The organism is Petralouisia sp. (assembly GCF_056822245.1).
Genome location: NZ_JBQIOP010000018.1, coordinates 1 through 26,023 on the forward strand (window position 1 = coordinate 1; position 26,023 = coordinate 26,023).

The following is a 26,023-nucleotide window of genomic DNA, read 5'->3' on the forward strand; positions in this document are numbered from 1 at the left end:
TTATACCAAACTGTTGCATTTTCCAGATAATAGGAGATGCAGAACGAAACGCCCGCCTTGATACAGAAAGCTGCGGCGACAGAGAAATTGCAGGAAACATGGAGGTTTGAAATGTTAAAACTGACCATTAAAGCAGGAGAGTACCTGTTAATCGGAGATGAAGTCAAGGTAGTCTATACAGGAGGAAGCGGGGAAAATGCCCATATTCTGATAGACGCGCCCCGCTCCATGAACATTGCAAGGAGCAGCGCGCTGGAAAAGTATGGAAGAGCCCCGGAACCGGGAAATGAAGTGAAGCATTACCGGGACAGGAAATTGTCTCCGGAAGCCAAAGAGAAGATCAAAGCAATCCTTATGGAAGAGCGGAAGAAAGCCAGGTAATTTGCCTGTCTAACCTAGGGGGCAGGCTTATTATAGAGGGACAAAACTGTCCCGGATTTCCCGGTTATGAACGGGAAGGAAGCAAAACAATCAGGAATCCCCCCGGAAAAGGATTTTAGGGGGAAAGATTTATCACAAGGAGGTAACTATTATGGCAATGGTAGTACAGCACAATTTACAGGCAATGAACTCTAACAGAATGTTGGGAGTTACAACAAGTTCTCAGTCAAAATCAACAGAGAAACTCTCATCCGGCTACAGAATTAACCGTGCAGCAGACGATGCGGCAGGACTTACCATTTCAGAGAAAATGAGAAGCCAGGTTCGCGGCCTGAAACGTGCTTCCACAAACGCGCAGGACGGCGTTTCCTTAATTCAGACGGCTGAAGGCGCGTTAAATGAAGCTCATTCTATTTTACAGAGAATGAATGAACTGGCAGTACAGGGTGCAAATGACACCAATCAGGCAATCGACCGCGATGCCATTAATCAGGAGCTGGCTGCTTTGACAGAAGAGTTAGACAGAATTTCTGAGACAACTCAGTTCAACAAGCAGGAACTGTTAGACGGTTCTTTCCAGGGCAAGAAACTGCATGTTGGAGCAAACACCAATCAGTATATCGCTATTTCCATTAAAGCCATGAACGCACAGGCTATCGGTGTAAAAGACTCTACTTTTACAGCAAGTGGTTTGACAAAGGTTTCTAAGACGGCAGGAACAACCAGCGCTACTGTAACGAGTGGTCTGACCAGCAAATTAACATTTGCTACAGGCGGAGTTATTCTGTGTGCAGCTCCCTATTCTAAGCTGTTAAGTATGCCGGGATTATCAGGAGTAACAACATCAACATTTAATGGTACAATAAGTTTTACGATAAGCGGACTGAAGAGCACTTTCACTGCATCCGGCATCGGAGCTGTCTGCACAACTTTAAGCGGCCAGACATCTACTACCGGCGGCGCGCTGAAAGTAGACAGCTATGATATTGCAAACGCATCCCTCAGCAGAATCCAGAACGCAATCAACGAGGTTTCCAAACAGCGTTCCGCTCTTGGAGCAATCCAGAACAGATTAGAGCATACCATTGCAAACCTTGACAATGTACAGGAGAATACACAGGCTGCAGAATCCCGTATCCGTGATACAGATATGGCTTCTGAAATGGTTGAGTACAGCAAGAACAATATTCTTGCTCAGGCAGGTCAGTCTATGCTCGCTCAGGCAAATCAGTCTACACAGGGCGTATTGTCTCTCTTACAGTAGTTAAGTAACTGATGTATCAGAAGCATTTCGGGTGAAACCCGGTCCGGGAGGGGGCAGGTGAGTGAATCATCTGCCCCTTACTTAATTCACAATGGAAAAGGAAGTACACAAAAACATGGACAGAGCAATCTACGAAAAGAACATGAAAGCGTTTCATGCAAGGTATGACTATGTGGCAAAGCAGATAGAAGGAAAAGATTATGAGCTGACCGAAGATCTGACAATTTCAATGGAAGAGAAGGATCTGATCAAAGCAGAAAAAAATGGCGTGAGCGCTGTACTGGGCGTTCATTACAATGAGAAGGAGCGTGCAGAGCATTGGATCAGAGACATCAAATCCCTGCCGGAGTATTCGACCGTGCTGATTGTAGGGATTGGAAATGCTTTCTATCTTCAGGAACTTCTGCGGGCCACATCAGAAAATTTTAATATTCTGATTTATGAGCCGTGTATAGAGGTTCTGCTGAAGATTTTAGAGGAAATTGACATTACAGAAGTGTTTGAGAACAGACCGGTAGCTTTGCTTGTAAAAAGCGTCAATGAGGAAGAACTGATTCCTGTTATGTCCAAATGGCTGACCAATGAAACGCTGCCCTTTTTCCGGACGAAAATTTTGCCGGGATATGACAAGATCTTTTTTGATGAAATCAAAGAATTTCTGGGGATTGTTAAAAGGACTGTGGTGAAAATGAAGGTAGATCAGAATACGATTGCCTTCTTTGGAAACTATTATGCCCGCAATGTCATTGGCAACGGGAAACAGATTTTGAAAAGCCATACCATTAATCAGCTTTCAGGTTTGATTCCAAACGATCGTCCTGCCGTCATTATTGCGGCTGGGCCGTCATTGAAGAAAAATATCAATGATTTGAAAGAAGCAAAAGGCCGCGCATTTTTGATTGCAGTGGATACTGCCCTGAAACCCCTGATTGCAGCGGGGATTCTTCCGGATCTGTTTGTGACGGTAGACGGGAACAAGCCGGTAGAGCTTTTTGATCAGGAAGAAATATGGAAGATTCCGGTGCTGCTTTCCGCAGATGTCAACAGTGAAATGGTGCGCCGGCATACCGGGAAAAAGATTTTTTATTACAACGGAGAAGAGTTTATCCAGAATTTATATCTGGCCCACGGCATTCCCTGCAGCGGGCTTCCTTCCGGCGGCTCTGTTTCCAATTCTGCTTTTTCTTTGGCGGAAATGCTGGGATTTCAGACAATTATTCTGGTGGGTCAGGATTTGGCGTACACCGGAAACCGCTCTCATATGGAAGGCACGTTTTCAGAAGAGGATATTCAGAAAAAACGTGTGAACGCCACAGCCACAGTGGAGGATCTGAATGGAACTATGGTGCCTACACAGCCCAATATGCTGATGTTTCTCAAATGGTTTGAAGATCGGATGAAGGAACGGCCGGAACTTAAAGTGATCGACGCTACAGAAGGCGGAGCAAAGAAAAAAGGCGCGGTAATTATGACTCTGAAAGACGCAATTCAAACGGAATGTCCAAAGGAACCAGTGGATTATCAGGCGATAATTGACGGGCTTCCCTATGTGTTTGATGAAGAGATGGACAAAAAAAACAGGGAATACCTTTTCGGAACTATGGATGTGATGCAGGAGGGCTTGAAAAAAGCCAATCAGGGTCTGAAGCTGTACAGACAGCTGGAACGGCTGTTTCAAAAAGAATATGTGGATGCCAGGAAAGTAAAAAAACTCAGTAAAAAGCTGGATAAACTGACTCATTATTTTGAACAGAATCCGGTTATGACAGTGGTAATGCGTTCTATGGCTTCCATCAGTCTTGCCATCTCTCAGGGAATGTATGACTACGAGGAAGATATTCATGAGGAAGGAATTATGATCGCCCGACAGGGAATCGTGATGATGACCTGTATTAAAATTTCTTTGCGGAATGTGATTCCCATGCTGGAGGATATGCTGTCGGAGCTTCGGGAAGAAACGGAGCAGATTTTGCCCGGAGCGGAACTTTCTGCCGGAACGGAACAGGGATAAATAAAAGGAGAAAACATGGACTGGGAAGAAATAGAACAGATTGTGATGTCTGTGATGGAAGATTTGAATCTGCTGCTGCAGAGAAAAGAAACAGACCGTGCGTTTCTGATGCTTTTGCAGGATACGTACCGCAAATTTGCTGAAACAGGTCAGATTTTGCTGTCGTGGAACCATCCGGTTCTGACAGAGAATCTTTTGTCCGGGCAGGATGCATTTGAAAAAGTCATGGATGCTGTGGAACGCTGCAGGCCGGTTTCTGAGGTTTTGGATCGGCTTTATGAATTTGGCCAGACGCTTTTGACACTGAAACGCTGCCTGTCCATGGAAGAAAAATATTTTATTATAGTTTATGGAATCAACCCCAAAACTCCGGATTATATTTACTGCCTGGATTTAACAAAAACATTTGTTATGGCTTTTGCAGTGAAGAATAAGCCGCCGGAACTGACAGAGTATATGGGAATTCCCGTAATAGATATGGATGAGGCGGGGAATCTGGAATATAATTATCTGCTTTGTACGGAAGAACCGGAGGAAGCGGATCAATATCCTTATGAAAAAATATTAAATATCCATTCTCATATCAAAACCTTTGTAACCGGAGGATATGAGATTGCATATGAAAGAATGAATTTTTATCGGGACAGAGGCCCCTATGACGGCATTGTTACAGGGTTGTCCTATATCCGTCAGGGAATAGATTTAAATTCCATCCATGGCCGTTTTTTGAACTTTGCAATCGGCGGGCAGGATTTATTTTACAGTTATCAGATGTTCCGTTATGCCTATGAACATGCAAAGGAACCCCAGAGCATTCAGTATGCCCTGATAGGGCTGTCGCCTTATATTTTTCAGTATGATATGTCAGCTGCGCCCTATAATGCTGTTGTAGCAGAGCGTTATTATTCTTTTCTCAGGCGGATGAATCATTTTGCCGGGGCATGGATTTATAAAGGAGCGTATCATTATGCCAAAGACCGTTTAGACCAGATCATGAAAGAGGATTTCGAAGAAATTTATACCACCACAGAGGAGGAGTATTTCCTGAATTATGAAAGAGATCTGAAAAGCGTTGTTTATGACAGCGGCAAGTTAGATGAAAAGGGCATTCAGGCAGAAAAAGAAAGCATTGAGCGGGAATACCATAAGAATTATCCCAAGACAGAGGCATTTAATATCCGCATTCTGAGGGAATATCTGGAGTATCTGAAACAGCGTCAGGTGAAGGCAATTCTTGTAATGCCGCCTATGACCAAGCTGTATCAGAAATATATGTCATGGGATATGTATCAGGATACCATGGGAATTCTGGAGAAACTGCAGACAGAATATGCATTTACCTTTGTAAATCTTCTGACAGATTTAGAACTGGAAGATAAATATTTCCGCAATTCCTCCCACTTAAACGGCGCAGGAGCAGTGAAAGTGACAGAAGTCCTGAATCAATATCTTCTGTTGGATGAAACAGAAAGCAGGTGAAAAGAATGAATCGGAAAACGGCAGCCATTATCGGCGCAGGATATATGGCAAAAGAATATTATAAGGTTCTGCGGGCCATGGGGCATTCCGTCCTGGTGCTGGGACGGGGAGAAGAGAAAGCAAGAGCCTTCGAAGAAGAATTCGGACAAAAGGTGTTTACCGGAGATTACCGGGCTGTGCTGCAGGAACAGGAAACAATGCCGGAATATGCCGTAATTGCTGTCAATGTGGGCGGGCTCTGTACAGTGACGCAGGAATTGATACGGCTCGGCATCCCCAATATCCTGGTGGAAAAACCGGTAGCTTACCGTTCCTGGGAGCTTGCGCCCCTGATTCAGGAGCAGGAACAGGCAGGAGCAAACGTCTATGTCGCCTATAACCGCCGTTTTTTTGCTTCGGTGCAGGAGGCGGAAAGGAGAATCCGAGAGGACGGCGGCGTCACTTCTTTTCACTTTGAATTTACAGAATGGGCCCATACCATTGGCCCGGCCAAACGGCCGGAGGGTGAGAAAGAAGGATGGATTTTCGCTAATTCTACCCATGTAATGGATCTGGCATTTTTCCTGGGAGGGTTTCCGAAGGAAATGAAATCCTATGCGGCGGGAGGCCTGGACTGGCATCCTTCAGGCAGTAATTATGCCGGAGCCGGAATCTCGGAAAAAGGCGCGTTATTTTCTTATCAGGCCAACTGGGAGGCGCCGGGAAGATGGGCGGTGGAGGTTCTTACGGCAAAGCGCCGCTATTATCTGAAGCCTGTGGAAACCCTTCAGATACAGGAGCTTGGCTCTGTGAATCTGAAGCCGGCAGAGCTTGCAGCTCCCTGGGAGGAAGCGTATAAACCGGGATTGTATGAGATGGCAGACGCTTTTTTGAATCATCCCCAGGATAAAAGACTGCTGACGTTAAAGGAGCATGCAGAGCATTTTCCAGTGTATGAACAAATTGCCGGCCGGCGCGGTTAAGGAGCGGACAAATGAAAAAACGACAGATAGGGATCATAGGAACAGGAAATCTGGGCATCAGGCATCTGCAGGCTGTGGCCCTTTTGAAAGAATCCTGTCGGATTAATGTGATGGACATAAGCAAAGAAGCGTTGCAGAACGCAAAAGCAGTTTGTCAGGAAACAGAAGGGGCCAAAAACCATGAGATTTCTTTTGTGACAGAGATGACCTCCATGCCGGAGGAGCTGGACGCTGTAATTGTGGCCACCGTTTCCCATGTAAGAAAAAAAGTAATAGAAGAGCTGTTGTCTCATGCCCGGGTAAGGTATCTGATTCTGGAAAAAGTGCTGTTTCAGCGGCTTGAGGATTACGGCGCAGTCAGAGAATTGATGGAAAAAAATCAGGTGCAGGCTTTCGTCAACTGCCCCAGAAGGATGTATCCGGTTTATGAGAAAATCAAAAAGAAGCTGGAAGGAGCCCATACAATGGAAATTATGGTTTCCGGTTCAGACTGGCATTTGGGCTGCAACGGAATCCATATGCTGGATCTGATTGGATACCTGGCAGGGACAGAACAGATAACGGCGGGCGTTTCCGAATCAGGACAGATGACGGCGGACGTTTCCGAATCAGAACAGATGACGGTGGATATCTCAGGATTAGAACCGGAATGTCTGCCCGGCACTCGGAAAGGTTTTTCAGAGATTGCCGGAACGATTCGGGGAAGCCTGGGCCGGTGCCGGGCTTTTTCCCTGGCATCTTATCCCCAAAAGGGTATTCCGGCCTCTACGGTGATTTTAAGCGACGTCTGCTGGTGCCGTATCCTGGAAGGAAAAAGGGAACTGGACTTTGCGGACGCTTCTACGGGATGGGAGTGGAAGAAAGAAACATTTGAAATGCCGTATCAGAGCAGACTGACCAATCTTGCCCTGGAGGAGCTTTTTGCAGGCGGAAGCTGCCGTTTGACGGCTTTTGAAGAATCCTGCCGGCTGCATATGGCTTTGGAGGAGCAGTTAATTCCCTGGTTTGAAAAACGGGGAAAAGAGAAAGGGCTGTGCCCCATTACCTGATCCGCATGTCAGAAATGGCCAGACGGGGCATGTCAGGAATGGCCAAACGGGCTGAACCGGGCTTTGCCGGGAAATTTAGTTTCTGCACAGTAAGAGATGGGAGGCGTAAGAAGGATGTATTTGGAAAAAGCCAAATTGGAAGAATTTGAAATCTATTACCAGATGAAATGTGAAAAGTATATTGCTTATTGGAGTCAGGGAAATTATGAGATCCCGCCCAGGGAAAATCTTTACCGTTTTTATACAGGCTGCCTGCAGTCCGCAGAAGGAGAAAAATGCAAAGAAATTTATTTAATAAAAACAGATGAGGGAGAAACTGCGGGATACCTGTATATGGATTACCTGGAAAACAGTGTGGACATTCCCATTGCCCTCTGCGAGCGTTTTACGAAAAAAGGGCTTGCAAAACAGGCGATTTCAGAAGGGCTTCGGATGGCCAGGGAAAAGGGATACCGCCAATCGGAAGTTGAAATCAGGGCGGATAATGCGGCTTCTATCCGGTTATACACTTCCTGCGGTTATCACAGAGGAAAGAAAACACGGGAGATATATTCCTCCGCCCTCAAACAGTCCGTCGCCATGTATGCGTATCAGAAGAAAATCGAGGATGCGGGATAATGGAACTGGGAAGTGAATTCGCTCTGGATGTTTTGCAGCTTAGGGAAACTTCAGACACGGTGTTTGCATATCTGAAAGAATTCCATGCCCTTTATACGGACAGCGGCCGCAGCGCCCTGCGGCTTTTGTCGGACGCTTTGGCCGGGGCGAAGATTCTGGTTCCGGATTATATCTGCAGAAACGTTACGGATGTGCTGTCAGAAACATGTACGGTGATCGATTATCCAGTCAGCCGCAGGTTTTCAGCAGAGCTGGATCAATTAGAAGAACTGATTCAGAAACATTCAGCCCATGTTCTGTATTTCATGCATTATTTTGGGACGCTGCAGCCGGAGGAGACAAGGAGGCGCATTGCAGAATGGAAAGAAACATACGGACTGACGGTGATTGAGGACACCACCCATTCGCTGTTTACGGCAAAGAAAACGGTTGGGGATTACTGCATTGCCAGCCTGCGCAAATGGTTTCCGATTCCGGACGGAGGCGTGCTGTATATGGATATGGAGCAAAGGGCGGTTTTTATGGGCGGGAACGCAGGGCAAAAGCCAAAAGAGGGACTGAAACAAAAACCTGTTTCCAGGAAGGTTCAGGCAATGATGCTGAAACATCTGTTTTTGACGGAGGGCCTTGACTGCAATGCCAGATACCGGGAAATGTTTGCAAAAGAAGAGGAGGCCCTGAACGTCCAGAAAGGCGTCTATGGAATGTCCGTATTGTCCCGGCTTCTGCTTTCTCATTTTCCGGTGGCTTCCATGTGCGAAAGGCGCAGAGACAACGCCGCGCTGCTGAGGGCCGGGCTGAAGCGTCTGGGGTATCAGGAAGCTGTGGAAACAGAGTCCTCGGAGGTATTACTGGCTCTGCCGGTTTACGTTCCAAAGAGGAACGCTCTCCGGCAACGGCTGGCAGAGCAGAAGGTGTACTGCGCCGTGCACTGGCCCCTGGAGCGGCCGTCGGCTGCAGGAGAGGACGGGTGGATGGAAAATCATATCATTTCCCTTCCCATCGATCAGAGATACGGAGAAAAAGAAATGGGATATTTACTTAAATGTCTGGAGGAATCCCAAAAGTACGGGACAGGGATTGAGAGATTTGGAAGTCTGTAAAAAGGAGGACGGTTATGAAGCTTGTAAGGGACAGGGAGGAATGGAACCGGCTGGTAAAGAGTTTTCCAAACTGGGATATTTATTACCTGTATGAATATGTCCGGTCACTGGAACTGCACGGGGACGGCAGCCCGGCGCTTCTTTACTGGAAAGGAACGAAGATGGAAATCTGCTACGCTGTGATGCTGCAGGATATCGCTGCTTTTGAAGGGTTTTACGGAAGTCTGAAAAGAGGCAGATTTTTTGATATGACAACGCCCTACGGCTATGGCGGGCCCCTGATAAAAGGAGAGGCGGACAAAGAGGACGTGGGGCGGTTTGTCCGGGATTTGGAAGAGGAATGCAGAAGGCAGAACATTGTGTCCCAGTTTTTCCGTTTTGATCCTTTAGTGGCGGGGCAGAATGCTTTTTTCAAGCTGTTTGAAGCCAGAAGCTTCAAGGATACGGTTTATATGGATCTGGAAAGCGAAGCGGTCATTGTGAAAAATATGGACCCCAAAAACAGGAACATGGTGCGTAAGGCAAGGAAAAACAACGTACAGATTTTTTCCGATTCCGGGGAGCATCTGGAAGATTTTATCCGGATTTACAATGTGACCATGGAACGGAACCAGGCGGAGGAGTACTATTATTTCAAACAGGATTATTTTGAATATTTACAGCGGGAATTAAAGGATCATATGGTCTATTTCTATGCTGTCTGGGAAGGGAAGATTATCAGTGCGGCCATGTTTTTTTACAATGAGAATTTTATGCATTACCATCTTTCAGGGACGCTGTGGGAATACCGGAAGCTGGCTTCTGTGAACCTGCTGCTGTATGAAGCCGCTCTCTGGGGCAGCCGCAGGGGAATAAAGAAGCTGCATTTGGGCGGGGGAATGGAAAAGGACGACAGTCTGTACGGCTTTAAAAAGCAGTTTAACCGCAACGGCGCAGTGCCTTTTACCATCGGAAGATATATATTTGATCCGGAAGCCTTCCGGGAACTGGTGAAAAAACGGGCTGAGGCAGACCGCAGCTTCGACGCGTCAAGGCCGTTTTTGATCCAGTACCGGGGATAGGAGAGGGGTTTTATGAAAAAAATCTGTGTTGTAACAGCCACCCGTGCGGAATTCGGACTGCTTTTGAATGTGATGAAACGGATTGAGGAAGATCCGGAGCTGAAGCTGTGCCTTGTGGTGACGGGAACCCATCTTTTGGCTTCCCAGGGGAATACCGTCCGGGAAATTGAGGCAAGCGGCATTCCCATAGCCGAAAAAATCCCGATTCTGGAGGAGAATGACAGCCCGGAAGAAATCTGCCGGGCCATGGGCAGGATATGTGCCCGGTTCGGGGAACTGTATGCCAGACAAAAGCCGGATCTGCTTGTTGTGCTGGGCGACCGCTACGAATTGATTCCCATCTGCAGCTGCGCTTTACAGTTTCGGATTCCCATTGCCCATATTTCCGGAGGAGAAGTAACGGCGGGGGCTTTAGACGAGCTGTACCGTCATGCCGTTACCAAGATGAGCCATCTGCATTTTCCCGGCTGCGGGGCGTACAGAAAACGCATCATCCAGATGGGAGAAGCTCCCGGCCAGGTGTTTGATTACGGCGATGTCGGCGTGGAAAACATCCGAACTATGGATTTCATGGGAAAAAAAGAACTGGAAGAAAGTATAGAATTTTCCCTTGACCGCCCCTATGCCTGTGTGACGTTTCATCCGCCTACCATGGAAGGGACAGAAGCGGCTTCCCAGATCCGGGAAGTGCTGATGGCATTGGAGGCGTTTCCTGAAATGAAATTTATTCTGACAAAAGCCAACGCAGATTCCGGAGGACAGGAAATCAATGAAATCATGGACAGATATGCAGAGGAGCATGAAAACTGGAAGTGCTTTCCCTCTCTGGGCGTCCGCAGGTATTTAAGCGCATTGAAATACTGTGAGATGGTAATTGGAAATTCCTCCAGCGGAATTGTGGAAGCGCCCTGTTTTCACATTCCCACCGTGAATATCGGAAGCCGGCAGGAGGGAAGGCTGCAGGCAGAAAGCATTATCAACTGCCCGCCGGCAAAAAAAGAGATTATTTCTGCCATAAAGCGGGCAAAAAGCCGGGAATTTCAGGATATTGCGAAACAGGCGGTTAACCCTTACGGGAACGGAGACACCTCTTACCGCATTGCGGCGGAGCTGAAGAAGTATCTGAAATCCCCTGATGTGAGAAAAAACTTTTATGATGTGGAATGGAGGGAAACAGCGGATGAATCAGAAACCGGTTTTAAAGAATCTGGCCGTCATTCCCGCCCGCAGCGGTTCTAAGGGACTGAAGCATAAAAATATAAAAAAGCTGGGCGGCATTCCCCTGATGGGACACACCATTGCGGCAGCGAAGGAATCCGGGCAGTTTGCCTGCGTGCATCTTTCTACAGATTCCTCAGAATATGCCCAAATCGGAAAAGAACTGGGGGCGGATGTTTCTTTTCTCAGGGAACCGGAGCTTTCATCGGATCACGCCGGAAGCTGGGAGGTGGTGCGGTGGGTGGTGAAACAGTTTCAGGAACGGGGCATGTATTTTGACACTGCCGCGCTGCTGCAGCCCACGTCTCCGCTGCGCACTGCCGATGATATTACAGCGGCGTACCGCCTGTTTCGGGAGAAAAAAGCAAACATGGTAGTTTCAGTATGTGAGATGGAGCATTCGCCTCTGTGGAGCAATACCCTGCCGGCGGATCTGTCCATGGAGAACTTTGAAGATCCGGCGCTGTCTGATACGCCCAGGCAGGAGCTTCCGGTTTATTACCGGATGAACGGGGCGGTTTATATTGCGGATACGGAGTTCCTTTTTTCCGGGAAGCCCATTTATGGGAAACGTTCCTTTGCCTATCTTATGGATCAGAAACGTTCCATGGATATTGACAGTGAATGGGATTTTCTGATGGCGGAGACCGTTTTGAAAGCAGGCGCAGAACTCAAATGATGAAACAGGAAGCGGAAAGGAAGGGCAGCTATGGGACATATTTTTATTATTGCAGAGGCGGGAGACAATCATAACGGAAATTTGGAAAACGCTCTGAAGCTGGTGGACAAAGCGGCGGAAGCGGGAGCCGACTGTGTGAAATTCCAGACCTTTGTGACGGAGGAGGTAATTTCCCGCCATGCCGAAATGGCCGAGTATCAGAAGCAGAACACAGGAGTTGAGGAATCTCAGTTTGATATGGTGAAAAAGCTGGAGCTGTCTTTTGAAGATTTCAGGCAGATTCAGGCTTACTGCCGAACAAAGGGGATTCTGTTTCTTTCCACTCCCTTTGATCTGCCGAGCATTGCGTTTTTAAATGATATCGGAGTACCCTTTTTCAAAATTCCATCCGGCGAGATTACCAATTATCCTTACCTTGCGGCAATCGGCAGAACCCACAAAGATGTGGTTCTTTCCACCGGGATGTGCACTGTGGAGGAGATCCGGGAAGCCATAGCGGTTCTGGAAGAAAATGGTGCGGGGCGCATGACGCTTCTGCACTGCAATACGGAATATCCTACCCCCTATGAGGACGTGAATTTAAATGCCATGGAAACCATGCGGGCCGTGTTTGGCAAAGAAGTGGGCTACTCGGATCACACGCTGGGAATCGAAGTGCCTGTGGCCGCCGCTGCTCTGGGGGCTGTGATCATTGAAAAGCATTTTACGCTGGATAAGGATATGGAGGGGCCGGATCATAAGGCCAGTCTGGAGCCGGAGGAGCTTGCGGCAATGATAAAGGCAGTTCGGAACATTGAAACGGCATTGGGCAGCAGTGAAAAGAAACCCAGTCCTTCCGAACTGAAAAATCTTGCGGCTGCCCGAAAAAGTATCGTTGCCCGCAGGAATATCCGACAGGGAGAATTACTGACAGAGGAAAATCTGGCGGTAAAACGTCCCGGCGCAGGAATCAGCCCCATGCGTTATCCTGATGTCCTGGGAACACGGGCCGTCAGGGATTTTAAAGCGGATCAGTTCATTGAACTTTGATGGAAAGGAATAAGTGATTTTCATGAAAACCGAGAAATTGATGGAGTTTCTGATTTCACCGGACAGTACAGTGGCGGATGCGCTGCAGAGAATTGACGGCAACGGGAAAGGAATCCTTTTTGTGGTGAATTCATACCGGAAACTTCTTGGGGTGGTCACCGATGGGGATATCCGGCGCTGGCTGTTAAAGAACGGGGAACTGAAAGGAGCGGTCAAGCGGGTGATGAATCAGAAGCCCAAGGTGGCATACCGGAAAGAGCTTCCCCAGGGCATGGAGCTTATGTGCCGGTATAAGATTGCAGCTCTGCCGGTGGTGAATGCAAAGGGGGTAATTCTGGACATTGTATTCCGGGAAGAGCCCAAAAGCCCTGACGCGGAACAGAATTGTTCGTTGCAGGAAACTCCGGTGATTATTATGGCCGGCGGAAAAGGAACCCGGCTGTATCCTTATACAAAAATACTGCCGAAGCCTTTAATACCCATCGGCGATATTCCGATTATGGAACGTATTATCGCCCGGTTTCGGGACTTTGGAGCCAGAAATTTTTTTGTGACAGTCAATTACAGGAAAAGCATGATCAAAGCATACTTTACAGAAAATGTTTCGGATTATGAATTGTCATATGTGGAAGAGGAAAAACCATTGGGAACAGCCGGGAGCCTGGGGCTGCTTCCGGCAGAATTTACCCGGCCTCTGATTGTGACAAACTGCGACATACTGATTCATGCGGATTACGGCGATATCCTGCAATGCCACAAAGACTCGGGAAATGAGATGACGATTGTAACTGCCCTGAAAAATATCGTGGTGCCTTACGGCGTCATACACTCCAGTGAAAACGGAGCCATATGCGCTATGGAGGAAAAACCCAGATTATCTTACTTTGTGAATACCGGCATGTATATATTAAATCCGGAAATACTGAAAGAAATTCCCAAAGACACGTTTTTCCATATGACAGATTTAGCGGCGAAACTGATGGGGGAAAAACGGAAAGTGGGAATGTATCCCATCAGCGAGGATTCTTTTTTGGATATGGGAGAACTGGAAGAGATGCGCCGCATGGAACAGAAATTAAATTTAAAATCGGAATGAGATTAATCCCATTCCGAAGGCTTTTTCTTTTTACTTACCCAAAATGGCGGGAATATCCCGAATTTTGCCCCCAGGGCATGAAACAGCGGAAAGAAAATAAGGACGGTTATTACCCGCACAAGCATAATTGCAGGCAGGGCATAATCCTCCTGGCTGACTTTCTGCCCGTTGCCCATCATGTCAACGTAGAAGTCTTTCCGGCTCAACGGCTCACTGTATTCTATCTGGCTGATAAATTCTTGTTCCGCCGTCAAATCCTCCCGGATCATCTGTCCCACCGGCAGCGTGGCCTCCCCGGTATAGTAGTCTCCGTCTGTCTGGACATTTTCCATATTGATGGCGGCGGCTACCCGTTCGCCGGAGGGAAGCGTAAGGGCATAAAGATAGTAGTTCTTGTAGTATCCTGCGCCCAGGTTGCGGTACTCAATGCCCGGGGAGAGTACCGTGAATTTTTCATGGGTTTCTAAATCCTCCACAGACTGGGCCCGGAAAATATCCTCTCCTGCAATTCCGCCGATTTCTCCTTCTGCCGCAGTATGTTCTTCTGCGTAGTTTTTGTATTGTTCTTTCATGATGCGTTCTGCCAGGCCCGCAGGAAAAATACTGACAAACAATGCAAAAAGCAGGCACAGCCAGATGTCAAAACGCAGATGATGGCAGCGCATGAAAATCACCTCCAAAAGTTACAAAGCATAATTAGTTCTCATTCATAATCATAAAACCCGCCCAGCCTGCTTTCATAAGAATCCTGCCGGCGGCGGTTTCCCTGATTCAGATCAGCCCCGGCACAGTCCCGGGGGTAAATCAGATCATCCAGCTCTCCGTGATCAAAGAATAATATCTCTTCTGTTTTTTCCTCCTCCCGCACCGGAAGGAAAACTGTAAGCTGCACCCGTCGGTGGCCGCACTGGGGACACCGGTAGGCATGAAGCCCGCAGGCATAGATTCCGGCGGGAATTTCAGCTTTTTTCGTTACCGGAACCAGATGTTTTCGATAATATTCCGGGCTTTCATGGGAGCTGTAGTGCCCAACCGTCAAATCCGGCAGGGCATATAATTGCCTGTGCATGACGTCCATTTCACTCTGGCAGAGATTGCACCAGTTTTCATGAAAGACAGCGCGTATTTTCCGTAAAAATCCCATATCATACAGACCTTTCTTTTGCTTCTGTCAGCACTCCGGCCATCATGTCTGCCTTGGAGATTCCGGTCAGGATGTAGTCGCTGTCCATCCGCCAGCGTTTATTGGAGGTAAAGGTGTTGACCCGGATGCGGATGCCGTCTACCGTAAAGAGGAAGCTGACCCGGCTGCTTCCGGTTAAGGGGCCCATGCCGGTTTTCCCGTCGTCTGTCCAGATTTTGCTGATCCGGCTGGCAGGAAGCACGTAGTTCTGAAATGGGTTCCAGAAAAAAATCAGGGCAATTTTGCCATGCTCAACGTCCACAACCACCGTGCAGATATCACTGTCAAAGGTATGGTTTGGCAGAAACCCGCTGCGTTCCAGTTCGTTCATCAGTTTCTTCCGTTTTCCTTTAAAAATCATCTTGCCGCCCAACGCCCACCACAGAACAGACAAAGCAGGCGGAACCATAAACAAAATGGCAGCTCCCGCGCCGCCGTCATGGAAAAAGGTATAGCCCAGGAAGAAGCAGAGGGCAGTGACTGCAGCAGGAGCCAGTATGTAGGATAAAAGGTATGGGACATTCAATTTTTTTACAGTTTCAGAGTTCATAGCGTGTATCATCCTTTCTTTTTTATACATGATAGCACATTGGGGCGGATTGGTCTATAGAAGAAGTTTGACAGAAGGAGGAAACTTTGTTATGTTAATTTTATCAGAAATTCTCATTATGCTCAGCCTGTCGTTTGGCGGGCCGCATGGCCATCCATGCTATGGAAGCATAATGTTCAGCGAAATAACAGATTTTTCAGGAGGCATACGAATATGGCAGGAAAAAAATACCGGCGGATATTTACAATTGTGATAGATTCCCTGGGAGTGGGAGCATTAAGTGATGCGTCTGCATATGGGGATGAAGGGACGGACACTCTGGGCCATATTTCCCAGAGCGTCAGCGAGCTCCGTATCCCGAATCTGCAGAAGCTTGGCATTGCAAACCTGCATCCCTTAAAGCAGGTTTCGGCAGTGGAACGGCCCATGGGCTATTTTATGAAGATGCAGGAAGCCAGTGTGGGAAAAGATACCATGACCGGCCATTGGGAAATGATGGGGCTTCATATTACAAAGCCATTCCGGACGTTTACCGAAACAGGTTTCCCCCGGGAGCTGATAGAGGAATTGTCCCGGCGGACTGGCCGGGTGATTATCGGGAATAAAAGCGCCAGCGGCACGGAAATTCTGGAGGAGCTGGCAGAAGAGGAAATTGCCCGGGGCCATATGATCGTCTATACCTCTGCAGATTCCGTTCTGCAGATTTGCGGAAATGAGGAGACCTTTGGTTTGGAGGAATTGTACCGCTGCTGCGAAATTGCCAGAGAGCTGACCATGAACGATGAGTGGAAAGTGGGCCGGGTCATTGCAAGACCTTATGTGGGCAGGAAAAAGGGAGAATTCAAGCGAACCAGCAACCGCCACGACTATGCCTTGAAGCCCTATGGGCGGACTGTGTTAAATGCCCTGAAGGATGCGGGACTGGATGTGATCTCTGTTGGTAAAATCTTTGATATTTTTGACGGGGAGGGACTGACGGAATCCAATAAATCCAAAAGCTCCGTGCATGGCATGGAACAGACCATTGAGCTTGCAGGCAGAGCGTTTGAGGGGCTTTGCTTTGTGAACCTGGTGGATTTTGACGCTTTGTGGGGGCACCGCCGGAATGTGCAGGGATATGCGAGGGAACTGGAAAAATTTGACGTGAAGCTGGGAGAATTGCTGCCCCTTCTGAAAGAAGATGATTTGCTGATTCTGACGGCAGACCATGGAAACGACCCAACCCACACAGGCACAGATCACACAAGGGAGAAAGTTCCGTTTCTTGCCTATTCTCCCTCCATGCAGGGCAGCGGAAAACTGGAAGAGGTACAGACCTTTGCGGCAGTGGGGGCCACCATTGCAGAGAATTTCGGCGTAAAAATGCCGGAGGGGACAATTGGAAGTTCTATTTTGTCAGAATTGAGGTAAGGCCCAAAAAACATTTACCCAACGCGCTTTCGCGCTGCAGCGAACAATTTATATTTCGATACACAGGAACTGCAGGATTGCCCTTTGGCTAAGCAAACGGTTCATGGGCGCACTGTGTGGAGGCGAAATCCACTGCTTACGGAGACTTAGGAAGGAAGGCTTTCCTGACTTCCTTAGCCGCAGTTGGCAGTTAGTTCGCCAAAACGCTGCCCAGTTTGTGTGTCAAAGGGCAATCCTGCAGTTCTGTCCGTATCCAAATATAAAAAGTTCGCGGCAGCAATGGGCGGCAGCCCGGAAAGGAATATTTATGGAGTATACAGAGATTTTAAAAACAGTGGATCACACATTGCTCACCCAGACAGCCACCTGGGAGGAGATTCAGAAAATTTTGGACGAGGGGATAAAATACCAGACGGCTTCTGCCTGTATCCCGGCAGCCTATGTGAAACAGGCTGCGGAATATGTCAATGGGGAGCTTCCCATTTGCACCGTAATCGGATTTCCCAATGGATACAGCACCACAGCGGTAAAAGTATTTGAAACAGAGGACGCTGTTGCAAACGGCGCGGATGAAATTGATATGGTTATCAACATCGGATGGCTGAAGGACAGGAAATATCAGGAGTTGGAGGAGGAGATCCGCCGGGTTCACGATGCCTGCAAAGGGAGAATCTTAAAGGTAATTATTGAAACCTGCCTGCTCACCCGGGAAGAAATGATTAAGATGTGTGAAATCGTCACAACGGCAGGGGCGGAATACATCAAGACGTCCACAGGCTTCTCTGCAGCCGGCGCGGTATTTGAGGATGTGGAGCTGATGAAAAAGCATATTGGCGCAGAAGTGAAGGTGAAAGCTGCCGGGGGCATTACTTCTCTGGCGGACGCTGAAAAATTCCTCCGCCTGGGGGCTGACAGGCTTGGCACCAGCAGAATCGTAAAGCTGACAGAACAGGAAGAAAGAAAATGACAAACGAACAATTAATGATGGAAGCAAAAAAAGCCAGAGAACATGCCTACGCGCCGTACTCCCATTTTCTGGTGGGGGCTGCCCTTCTGACAAAAAGCGGGAAAATATACCATGGCTGCAATATCGAAAACGCAGCCTATTCTCCCGGAAACTGCGCGGAACGAACCGCATTTTTTCGGGCTGTTTATCAGGGAGAGCGGGAATTTGAAAAGATTGCAGTTGCAGGAGGCCCAAAGGGAAGGGAGGCAGACAAACTCTGCGCCCCCTGCGGAGTCTGCCGTCAGGTGATGATGGAATTCTGCGATCCGAAGACTTTTCAGATCATTCTGGCAGACGGAAAGGGCGGCTGTCTGCAGCATTCTCTGAAAGAGCTTCTGCCCCTTGGATTCGGGCCGGAAAATTTGAATTAAAATCTGAGGATTTTTTGTAAAGTTAAGGACTGCCGGATTGCCCTGTTCATGTGGGAAAGGGCAGTCCGGCAGCGGTTTTTGTGTTTTAATATATTACCCCGGCGGTTAAATATCACAGAATCTTACTTGCCCAAATCTCCATCTGCAGCGATATTTAACCGCTGGAGTAATACAATATTCACAGCAGTACTAATGGATATCTTTTTTCATGTATTTCAGATAGGCTGCAATGACTCCGGCAATGCCGAAAGCTGCGCCGATGGAGACCATAGTTTTATCCAGACTTCCGCTGGTGATTAGCTCGGCGCCGTCACAGTATCCGAACGGCGTAATGTATTTGAGGAATTCTGCCGTTTCTGTGATGTTTGCAATCAGATTCAGAAAATACATGACAGCAGCCAGTCCAAGGCCCATGCCGACGCTTCCTTTTCTCACAAAGGCGGAAATGCAAAAACAGATGGCTGCAAGTTCAATCTGAAGGATACAGTATGCCAGGTGGAGCAGGTTCAGCTCTTTCCAGGGAACGGTTTCACCGACGGCGGCTATGGCGCCAGCGGAAAGGCCGTAGAGAATCAGATTCATTGCAATAATCTGAATCAGGACAGCAGCCAGTTTTTCTGTGATAATGCGGGCCCGGCTGACAGGGTGCGTAAGCAGAAATTCCGCTGTTTTGTCCCGCTCTTCTTTACTGAGAATGTTTACTGCGCACAGGGCGGCGAAAAATGCCCCGCCAAGTCCCAGAACATTGCCGCATTCCACACTGTAAAATCCCATCAGCGTGCCGAAATTCAGTTTATCCATACCGAATGCGGCTGTAAAAGATCCCATGGAAGAAAACATATCATTAATGCCTTCCATTTCCCCCTTCATTTCCGGATACAGAAAAATGCAGACCATCAGCAGAAATCCAATGGCCGCTGTCCAGATGAAAAAAGAAGTTTTGCTCTGCCGGAGTTCGTGTTTTACTATGGTCATGCTCTGCCACCATCCTTTTCATAAAAATGCAGGAAAATCTCTTCCAGGTCGGGTTCGGAAACCGAAAGGTCGGTAAGATTCCCTGCTGCAAGTGTCTGAAGGAGAAGATTCATGTCTCCGTTGTAAAGGAAGCTTACAAATCCATCCCCTTCTGTTTGATTGCGGATTCCCTCAAGGCCCTTTAGCGCAACGCTGCCGTGGACGGTGACGCGTCTTGCATTGGTTTTTGAAAGCGCGGTTACCTTGTCGCAGGCAATGATTCTGCCTTCCCGGATAATTGCCGCCCGGCTGCAGTTTCTCTGGATTTCAGACAATACATGGCTGGACAGAAATATGGTTGTGCCTTTGCGGTTCTGTTCCCTGAGAATATCGAAAAACTCCCGCTGTATCAGTGGATCAAGCCCTCCGGTGGGCTCGTCCAGAATCAAAAGCCTGGGGTTGCTTTGGAGCGCGCAGACAATGGCGGCTTTCTTACGGTTGCCGAAAGAAAGCTCATCCACCCTGCGGGATACATCCAGCTGCAGGCGTTCACAGAGTTCTTCTGCCGTTTTGCGGCAGTTCTTTTTCCGCATGCGGGCGGACAGGGTCAGAATATCTTTCACCTTCATGCCGGGATAAAACACGGTTTCCGAGGGAAGGTAGCCGGTGTCTGCTAATATGGCTTCCCGGGCCTTTCGGATGTCATGTCCTAAAACCTGGGCGCTGCCTGAAGTGGGGGAAATAAGTCCCGTCAGTGTGCGGATGGTTGTGGATTTGCCTGCGCCGTTGGGGCCTATAAAGCCGAAAAATTCCCCTTCCTCCACAGACAGGTTCAGTTCTGTAATTCCTCTGGATTTCCCATAATTTTTTGTTAGGCTACTTGTTTTAATTGCTTCCATACGTTGTTTTCCTTTCAAAACGATCTGCTGTTTGGTCAATGCCGCTGTGATCGTTATTCTTTTCGAAGATATATGCTTTTCCAAAAAGTTATCAGTTTTGTAAAATCTTTTTCCATTTGAGCCATGTCCACGCTGCCCCGCTGCACCAGCTCCCAGAGATATCCTACTGACGCCCAATACATTTCCTGATACATCATGGGAATATCCAGTCCCGGAATAAATTGCGCCGGGTCAAAATTCAGCCTCGCTTTGTCTGCGTTCAGATTAAAATATTTGTGATAACTCTTTTGGACTGCAGCGCAAATCTCAGTGTCTTTTTCGTAAAATGCCTTGATGGTGAAGTTTGCCATATCCGGATACAGGCGGATGATCTCCATTTTTGCCCGCATTCCCCGTTCTATACTGTCAAAGAGCTTTTCCTGGTGATAGCATTCATACCTGGTGAGATATTCAATGGTGGTTGCCGCGCATTTTTCCCAAAGAAACAAATATAGTTCCTTTTTGTTGTGAAAATAGTGAAACAGCAAAGATTTACTGATTCCTGCTGCCTGGGCAATTTCACTCATGGGACTGTTCTTATAGGAATTCTGTGAAAATACCCGGTATCCGGCATTGATGATTGTCCTTTGTTTTTCCTCAGGCAGAGAAAAGAATTTTTCGTTCATATCGTTGCCTCCGTGAACCGCTTCGGTCAACTATAGTTTAAATCCATTGACCGGTTTTGGGAAGCCCCTGAATATGAATTTTTATTAAAATACAGATTTCTTTTGCCGTTAACTGGAAAAATCATTTGAAATTTTCCAGGTTAAGTTATAAAATGAAATTAACTATTGACCATGTAAATTGTAAAATAGAGACACTGTGCAAAAATATTTATCCTGCAGGGAGGAAAACGTATGAAAAAAAGATTTTTTTTGGTTTTCTGTTTGCTGTTGTTTTTATTTACCGGTACGGTATCGGCTGATTCCGGCGGGGGCACCGGTTCTTTAAGCATCACAGATGAGAACCGCTTTGAACCTGATTATTACCGGAAACCGGAGACGCGTTACATGTCTCAGGGGGCCGGGCTGGGACGGACTGCCAGAGCAGGCCTGGATTTTGAAACTTATATCGTAGAACAACTGCAGCAATTTTCCACGGTCATTGATGTGAGCGGCTATGGGATATCCAATGGGGGAGCGGGGGATGCTTTTTTCCAGGTGTTATACAACCATCCGGAACTGTTTTATGTGGAAGGGAATGTGGAATGGAGTTACAATTCCAGCGGCTTGGTAACCAAATATCATAGTATCAAATATTGTGATACAAAGGCCAATATCCAGCGTCAGCAGAAGGAACTGGAAGCGGCGGCAGAACAGGCCCTTACCTGGGTGGACGATTCCATGAATGATATGGAAAAAGCCCTTGCGATTCACGACTATCTGGTTCTGAACTGTGAGTATGACCAGGAACGGCTGCAAAGCGGCAGGCTTCCGGCTTATTCCCATTCTGCTTACGGTGCGCTGGTGAGCAAACTGGCAGTCTGCGACGGGTATTCCCATGCCTATTCCTATATTTTGGGAAAACTGGATATCCCTTGTGAACTGGTAACCAGCAACAGTATGAATCATGCCTGGAGCATGGTTTCCATAGACGGAAACTGGTATCATGTGGATGTTACCTGGGATGATCCGATTTGGGACTGCATCGGGCGCGTTTTGCATAATTATTTTCTTTTGAGTGATCAGGTGATTTCTGACAGCAGCCATAAACATTCAAATTGGAGCGCTGGCCATAGGGCTGTGTCCGATACTTATAAACAAACATTCTGGACGGGAATCCAGTCGGCTTTCTGCTATTGGAACGGGGCATGGCATTATGCCAGATATAACGGAATCAGCCGTACCGCCGATGTGATGAAAAAGCAGGAGCTTTTAGGCGGCATGGAGGAAACAGTCCACGCAGAGACCAGTCTGTGGGGGAATAACGGCGGAACTTATATGTATCTGGATTTAGATGCGGGAAAGAGGGGCATATATTTTAACAGCGGAACCGCCATCTGCCGGTTAACTGAGGCTGGAACGGTGGAAACAGTGTATGAACCGGCCCAGTCTGCCAGTCAGTATATTTTTGGATTCACCATCAAAGAAAATCAGTTGTGCTGCGGACTCCAGAGTACGCCCAATCTGTCCGGGAAACAGCGCATTTACACCTATCCTCTGCCAGAGCCGCCGCCGGCGCAGATTACGGGAATTACAGCGGAAAACGTAACTGCAGTTTATGACGGAGCCGCCAGGAAAATTCAGGTGAAGGGGATAAAAACCGGTGACACAGTTTCTTATGCCGGGGCAGACGGGGTGTTTGGCGCAGAACAGCCGGAGATGAAAAATGCCGGAACTTATCGGGTTTCCTACAAAGTAGAACGGAACGGGTGTGAACCCTTTACAGGAAACGCCCAGGTAGTGATTGAGAAGGCAGAACCGGAATACGCTGTTCCGAAGGGACTGAAGATTGGAAAAGGACAGTCATTGGAAGAAGTAAAGCTGCCGGAAGGATTTTCCTGGGAGACAGATACCGGGATGAAATGGCAGGAGACAGGGGAAGTTACCTGCTATGCGGTTTATGTTCCCAAAGATTCCCGGAATTATAAAGAAGTTTCCCGGATTCCGGTGAAACTAACGGTGACAGAGGAGGAACAGCCGGATACTCCGCCGGAAGAAGAGAAGCCGGGAGAGCCGGATACCCCGCCGGGAGGAGAAAAACCGGGAGAGCCGGATACTCCGCCGGGAGGAGAAAAACCGGGAGAGCCGGAGCTTCCGCCAGGGGAAGAGAATCCGGGCACTCTGCCGGGAACAGACGGGACAGAGGATGCGAATAAGGAAACACCCTCCTATACTGTGCCCCAGGGCCTCTCCGGGCACAGCGGCAAAATGTTAAACAGTGTAAAACTGCCTTCCGGATTTGTATGGCAGACTTCGGAAAGCACACGGCTGTGGCGGGAAGGCAGTTATACCTATTATGTGAAATATATTCCCGATGATACGGAGAAATATGTGACAGTTTCCAATATTCCGGTAAAAGTGAAAGTGACCTGTCCGGGGCATCAGTACCGTTCAAAAATAACCAGAACAGCCACCAGAACCAGAACAGGCCAGGAGACTTTTACCTGCAGCGTCTGCGGGGATACGTATACCGAAGAGACTGAGGTATATGCGCCAAAGAAGCCGAAGTCGGTCACAGATTTGAAGGTTACGGGAACCAGCACCAATTCCCTGCAGTTTTCCTGGAAAAAAACAGAAGGCGTGAAATACCGTGTGGTGCTTTATCAGAAAAATGCCGTAATTTCAACAGCGTATACCGGTAAAAATGTTTATACCTGCAGTAAATTAAAACCTGCCGTTAATTATCTGCTGAAAGTAACCGCATACAGGGAAATAGACGGAGGAAAATATTATGCAGAAAAGGAAGCCTCTGTCCGCGCTTTTACCGTTCTTGGAAAAGTGAAATTAGTCTCAGTAAAGAATCGGGGAAGCAATAAAGCAAAACTCACCTGGAAAAAAGTGTCAGGAGCCGATGGATATGAGATTTCCATGAAAACAGGAAAAAGCGGCTATAAAAAAATCAAGACGATTGCCAAAGGAACAACCGTCACTTTTACAAAAACCGGCCTGAAAAAAGGCAGGAATTACAGCTTCCGGATTCGGGCATTTAAAAAATCCCAGGGCAAGAAAGTGTACGGAAGCTACAGCAATGTGAAAACTTTAAAGAGAACATAAGGAAAGTGTCAGTGCTGCAGCGATTGATGAGGGTCTGCCCCGCTTTATCGGGCACAACGTGGCAGATGGAAATTTAAGCAAGTAAAAACGTCGATATTTAACCGCAGGAGTAATATGTCTGAGAAAAGGAGCAGATTATGAAACAGAAAATTTTATTTCCTGTTTTGCTGCTGTTGTGTTTATTTGGGGGCACTGCGTATGCAGCCCCCGTCCAACAGGAGCAGACAGAAACAATTACATTAACGGAAGAGAATCGTTATAATCCGGTATATTATCAGGAGCCGGAGGAAATCTATCCGGCGGCAAATGCCAAAATGGCCCGCGGGGCGCAGGTAACCTTAGAAGAATATGTGGTGAGTGCGTTAGAAGAGTTTCAGGATACCATTGATATTTCGGCATATCAGATTCCGAAGGAAGAAGCAGGGAATGTGTTTCTTCAGATATTGAACGATCATCCCTCTTTGTTTTTTGTGAATGGCAGTATCGGATGGAGCAGCAGTGGAACCACCGGAATGGCAGTGGCTTATAAGGTAGAATACACAGGTACAATAGAGAATATCAGAGTGCAGAAAGCAGATTTTGACCGTGCAATTAATCAGGCGTTAACCTGGACTGATCCTGCCATGACCGATTTAGAGAAGGCATTGGCGGTGCATGATTATCTTGTGTTAAATTGCGAATACGATTATGAAAGGCTGAAAAGTAACACAGTGCCGGACGTTTCCCATTCGGCTTACGGCGCATTGATTGAGAATATAGCTGTCTGCGACGGATATGCCAAGGCTTATGCCAGTATTCTGGAAAAGCTTGGAATTTCCAGTAAAATAGTGGCAAGTGACAGTATGAATCATGCCTGGAATCTGGTTTCTGTTGACGGAAACTGGTATCATGTGGATGCCACCTGGGATGATCCCACTCGGGACAGTATCGGGCGGGCAGGCCACAATTATTTTATGCTGAGCGATACGGCGATTTCAGATGAAAAGCATAAACATTCTGGATGGGTGAAAGACTATACTGCAGATTCCAGCGTTTATGACAATGCATTCTGGTCAGACATTACTTCCGCATTCTGTTATCAGCAGGGGAACTGGTATTATGCAAGCTATAAAGCCGGAAGTACAGCTCTGATGAAAAAGCCGGAACTTTTGGGAACAGAAGAACAAAAAATTTATACTGAAAACGGCACATGGAATAACTATGGGATGAGCGGCATGTATCTGGATCTGGAACCTGCAAAAGAAGAGATTTATTTTAATACCAGAACCGATATACAAAAAATAAATGCAGACGGAACAATTGCAGCCGTGTATCAGCCGGAACTTCCATCAGGGCAGTTGATTTTCGGCTTTACCGTGAGAGGCTCCAGGCTGTGTTATGCGCTTCAGGAAAGTCCGAATTTGGCAGGGAAGCAGGAAATCAAAACATTTATCATGGAGGAGCTCAGACTTCCGGAGATTACGGGAGTCACTGCATCAGACGTGATAGCAGTTTATGATAACACTGCCAAAACAATAACGGTAACAGGCACAATTTCCAGTGATAAAGTCACATATAAGTTAGAAGGCGGCAGTTACGGTTCCAGTCAGCCGGAGTTGATTAATGCCGGAACTTATCAGGTTTGGTATCGGGTGGAACGAGAGAATTGCGAGACTTTGGTACAAAAGGTTCAGGTGGTAATTAATCAGGCAGAACCGATATATACAGTTCCTACAGAATTAAAAGGAAACAGCGGCACAACGTTAGGCCAGATCAGACTGCCGCAAGGATTTTCCTGGGAGAATGCATCTGTAAAATTAAAGGAAGAAGGCAAAAAAGGCTTTTATGCTGTCTATACGCCGGGGGATACTCAAAATTACAAAACGGTTTCCCATATTGCAATAAACCCTGTCCAGGCCATAATTATGCTTCTAAAGTGACAGTACCGCCTACCGCAACTAAAAAA

At 47.5% G+C, this 26,023-nt stretch carries 24 protein-coding genes; 18 read left to right on the forward strand and 6 right to left on the reverse strand.

Translation table 11 applies throughout. The annotated features are described in order from the left end of the window. The first annotated feature begins 111 nt into the window (after window positions 1–111). The 13 genes from ACTO17_RS08730 (at window position 112) to ACTO17_RS08790 (ending at window position 13,950) form a co-directional block, all read left to right on the forward strand. On the forward strand, window positions 112–381 hold the full coding sequence (locus ACTO17_RS08730; protein WP_172537782.1) for a carbon storage regulator: 270 nt from the start codon (window positions 112–114) through the stop codon (window positions 379–381). Between the two features lie 157 nt (window positions 382–538). Next, window positions 539–1,645: a flagellin N-terminal helical domain-containing protein gene (locus ACTO17_RS08735; RefSeq protein WP_482557723.1), complete on the forward strand. Its 1,107-nt coding sequence runs from the start codon at window positions 539–541 to the stop codon at window positions 1,643–1,645. A 115-nt stretch (window positions 1,646–1,760) separates the two neighbouring features. Then, on the forward strand, window positions 1,761–3,656 hold the full coding sequence (locus tag ACTO17_RS08740) for a motility associated factor glycosyltransferase family protein (protein WP_482557653.1): 1,896 nt from the start codon (window positions 1,761–1,763) through the stop codon (window positions 3,654–3,656). A gap of 15 nt (window positions 3,657–3,671) precedes the next feature. Then, window positions 3,672–5,135 (forward strand): D-alanyl-lipoteichoic acid biosynthesis protein DltD, encoded by a 1,464-nt coding sequence (locus ACTO17_RS08745; protein WP_482557654.1) that lies wholly within the window; start codon window positions 3,672–3,674, stop codon window positions 5,133–5,135. 5 nt (window positions 5,136–5,140) lie between these two features. Further along, window positions 5,141–6,097, forward strand: a complete 957-nt coding sequence (locus ACTO17_RS08750) for a Gfo/Idh/MocA family protein (protein WP_482557655.1) — start codon at window positions 5,141–5,143, stop codon at window positions 6,095–6,097. Between the two features lie 11 nt (window positions 6,098–6,108). Further along, window positions 6,109–7,146, forward strand: coding sequence for a Gfo/Idh/MocA family oxidoreductase (locus tag ACTO17_RS08755; protein ID WP_482557656.1), 1,038 nt, complete (start codon window positions 6,109–6,111; stop codon window positions 7,144–7,146). Between the two features lie 114 nt (window positions 7,147–7,260). Beyond that, window positions 7,261–7,764: a GNAT family N-acetyltransferase gene (locus ACTO17_RS08760; RefSeq protein WP_482557657.1), complete on the forward strand. Its 504-nt coding sequence runs from the start codon at window positions 7,261–7,263 to the stop codon at window positions 7,762–7,764. Next, window positions 7,764–8,867 carry a PLP-dependent aminotransferase family protein gene (locus ACTO17_RS08765; protein ID WP_482557658.1) on the forward strand — a complete coding sequence of 368 codons (1,104 nt, stop codon included), beginning with the start codon at window positions 7,764–7,766 and terminating at the stop codon, window positions 8,865–8,867. Before ACTO17_RS08760 ends, ACTO17_RS08765 begins: the two co-directional genes overlap by 1 nt. Window positions 8,868–8,881: 14 nt before the next feature. Beyond that, a complete protein-coding gene (locus ACTO17_RS08770) occupies window positions 8,882–9,928 on the forward strand; it encodes a lipid II:glycine glycyltransferase FemX (RefSeq protein WP_482557659.1) in 1,047 nt (348 codons plus the stop codon). A 12-nt stretch (window positions 9,929–9,940) separates the two neighbouring features. Beyond that, window positions 9,941–11,167: a UDP-N-acetylglucosamine 2-epimerase gene (gene neuC, locus ACTO17_RS08775; protein WP_482557660.1), complete on the forward strand. Its 1,227-nt coding sequence runs from the start codon at window positions 9,941–9,943 to the stop codon at window positions 11,165–11,167. Then, complete coding sequence (locus tag ACTO17_RS08780) at window positions 11,109–11,825, forward strand: acylneuraminate cytidylyltransferase family protein (RefSeq protein WP_482557661.1); 717 nt, start codon at window positions 11,109–11,111, stop codon at window positions 11,823–11,825. Before neuC ends, ACTO17_RS08780 begins: the two co-directional genes overlap by 59 nt. A 30-nt stretch (window positions 11,826–11,855) precedes the next feature. Beyond that, complete coding sequence (neuB, locus tag ACTO17_RS08785; protein WP_482557662.1) at window positions 11,856–12,854, forward strand: N-acetylneuraminate synthase; 999 nt, start codon at window positions 11,856–11,858, stop codon at window positions 12,852–12,854. Window positions 12,855–12,876: 22 nt separating this feature from the next. Then, on the forward strand, window positions 12,877–13,950 hold the full coding sequence (locus ACTO17_RS08790; protein WP_482557663.1) for a nucleotidyltransferase family protein: 1,074 nt from the start codon (window positions 12,877–12,879) through the stop codon (window positions 13,948–13,950). Between the two features lie 2 nt (window positions 13,951–13,952). On the opposite strand, the gene ACTO17_RS08795 is transcribed toward ACTO17_RS08790, so the two are convergent. Genes ACTO17_RS08795 through ACTO17_RS08805 form a run of 3 tightly spaced genes read right to left on the reverse strand, consistent with a single transcriptional unit; the run spans window position 13,953 to window position 15,683 of the window. After that, window positions 13,953–14,615 (reverse strand): hypothetical protein, encoded by a 663-nt coding sequence (locus tag ACTO17_RS08795; RefSeq protein ID WP_482557664.1) that lies wholly within the window; start codon window positions 14,613–14,615, stop codon window positions 13,953–13,955. Between the two features lie 38 nt (window positions 14,616–14,653). Beyond that, entirely contained in the window at window positions 14,654–15,094 is a 441-nt protein-coding gene (locus ACTO17_RS08800) for a hypothetical protein (protein WP_482557665.1), read from the reverse strand. A gap of 1 nt (window position 15,095) precedes the next feature. Beyond that, a complete protein-coding gene (locus ACTO17_RS08805) occupies window positions 15,096–15,683 on the reverse strand; it encodes a hypothetical protein (RefSeq protein WP_172538959.1) in 588 nt (195 codons plus the stop codon). Window positions 15,684–15,896: 213 nt separating this feature from the next. Here ACTO17_RS08805 and ACTO17_RS08810 point away from each other — a divergent pair, with 213 nt between their 5' ends. The 3 genes from ACTO17_RS08810 (at window position 15,897) to cdd (ending at window position 18,470) form a co-directional block, all read left to right on the forward strand. Then, complete coding sequence (locus ACTO17_RS08810; protein ID WP_482557666.1) at window positions 15,897–17,093, forward strand: phosphopentomutase; 1,197 nt, start codon at window positions 15,897–15,899, stop codon at window positions 17,091–17,093. A gap of 307 nt (window positions 17,094–17,400) precedes the next feature. Beyond that, the gene (gene deoC, locus ACTO17_RS08815) at window positions 17,401–18,060 is read left to right on the forward strand and encodes a deoxyribose-phosphate aldolase (protein ID WP_482557667.1); all 660 of its coding nucleotides are present in this window, start codon (window positions 17,401–17,403) and stop codon (window positions 18,058–18,060) included. After that, a complete protein-coding gene (cdd, locus tag ACTO17_RS08820; protein ID WP_482557668.1) occupies window positions 18,057–18,470 on the forward strand; it encodes a cytidine deaminase in 414 nt (137 codons plus the stop codon). Before deoC ends, cdd begins: the two co-directional genes overlap by 4 nt. 189 nt (window positions 18,471–18,659) lie before the next feature. On the opposite strand, the gene ACTO17_RS08825 is transcribed toward cdd, so the two are convergent. Genes ACTO17_RS08825 through ACTO17_RS08835 form a run of 3 tightly spaced genes read right to left on the reverse strand, consistent with a single transcriptional unit; the run spans window position 18,660 to window position 20,988 of the window. Then, window positions 18,660–19,445 carry an ABC transporter permease subunit gene (locus tag ACTO17_RS08825; protein WP_482557669.1) on the reverse strand — a complete coding sequence of 262 codons (786 nt, stop codon included), beginning with the start codon at window positions 19,443–19,445 and terminating at the stop codon, window positions 18,660–18,662. Further along, on the reverse strand, window positions 19,442–20,323 hold the full coding sequence (locus ACTO17_RS08830) for an ABC transporter ATP-binding protein (RefSeq protein WP_482557670.1): 882 nt from the start codon (window positions 20,321–20,323) through the stop codon (window positions 19,442–19,444). Before ACTO17_RS08830 ends, ACTO17_RS08825 begins: the two co-directional genes overlap by 4 nt. 53 nt (window positions 20,324–20,376) lie before the next feature. Continuing rightward, on the reverse strand, window positions 20,377–20,988 hold the full coding sequence (locus tag ACTO17_RS08835) for a TetR/AcrR family transcriptional regulator (protein ID WP_172538663.1): 612 nt from the start codon (window positions 20,986–20,988) through the stop codon (window positions 20,377–20,379). Between the two features lie 231 nt (window positions 20,989–21,219). Here ACTO17_RS08835 and ACTO17_RS08840 point away from each other — a divergent pair, with 231 nt between their 5' ends. Both ACTO17_RS08840 and ACTO17_RS08845 read left to right on the forward strand, forming a co-directional pair. Continuing rightward, a complete protein-coding gene (locus ACTO17_RS08840) occupies window positions 21,220–24,078 on the forward strand; it encodes a transglutaminase domain-containing protein (protein ID WP_482557671.1) in 2,859 nt (952 codons plus the stop codon). Window positions 24,079–24,215: 137 nt separating this feature from the next. Beyond that, the gene (locus ACTO17_RS08845) at window positions 24,216–25,997 is read left to right on the forward strand and encodes a transglutaminase domain-containing protein (protein WP_482557672.1); all 1,782 of its coding nucleotides are present in this window, start codon (window positions 24,216–24,218) and stop codon (window positions 25,995–25,997) included. Window positions 25,998–26,023 lie beyond the last annotated feature (26 nt).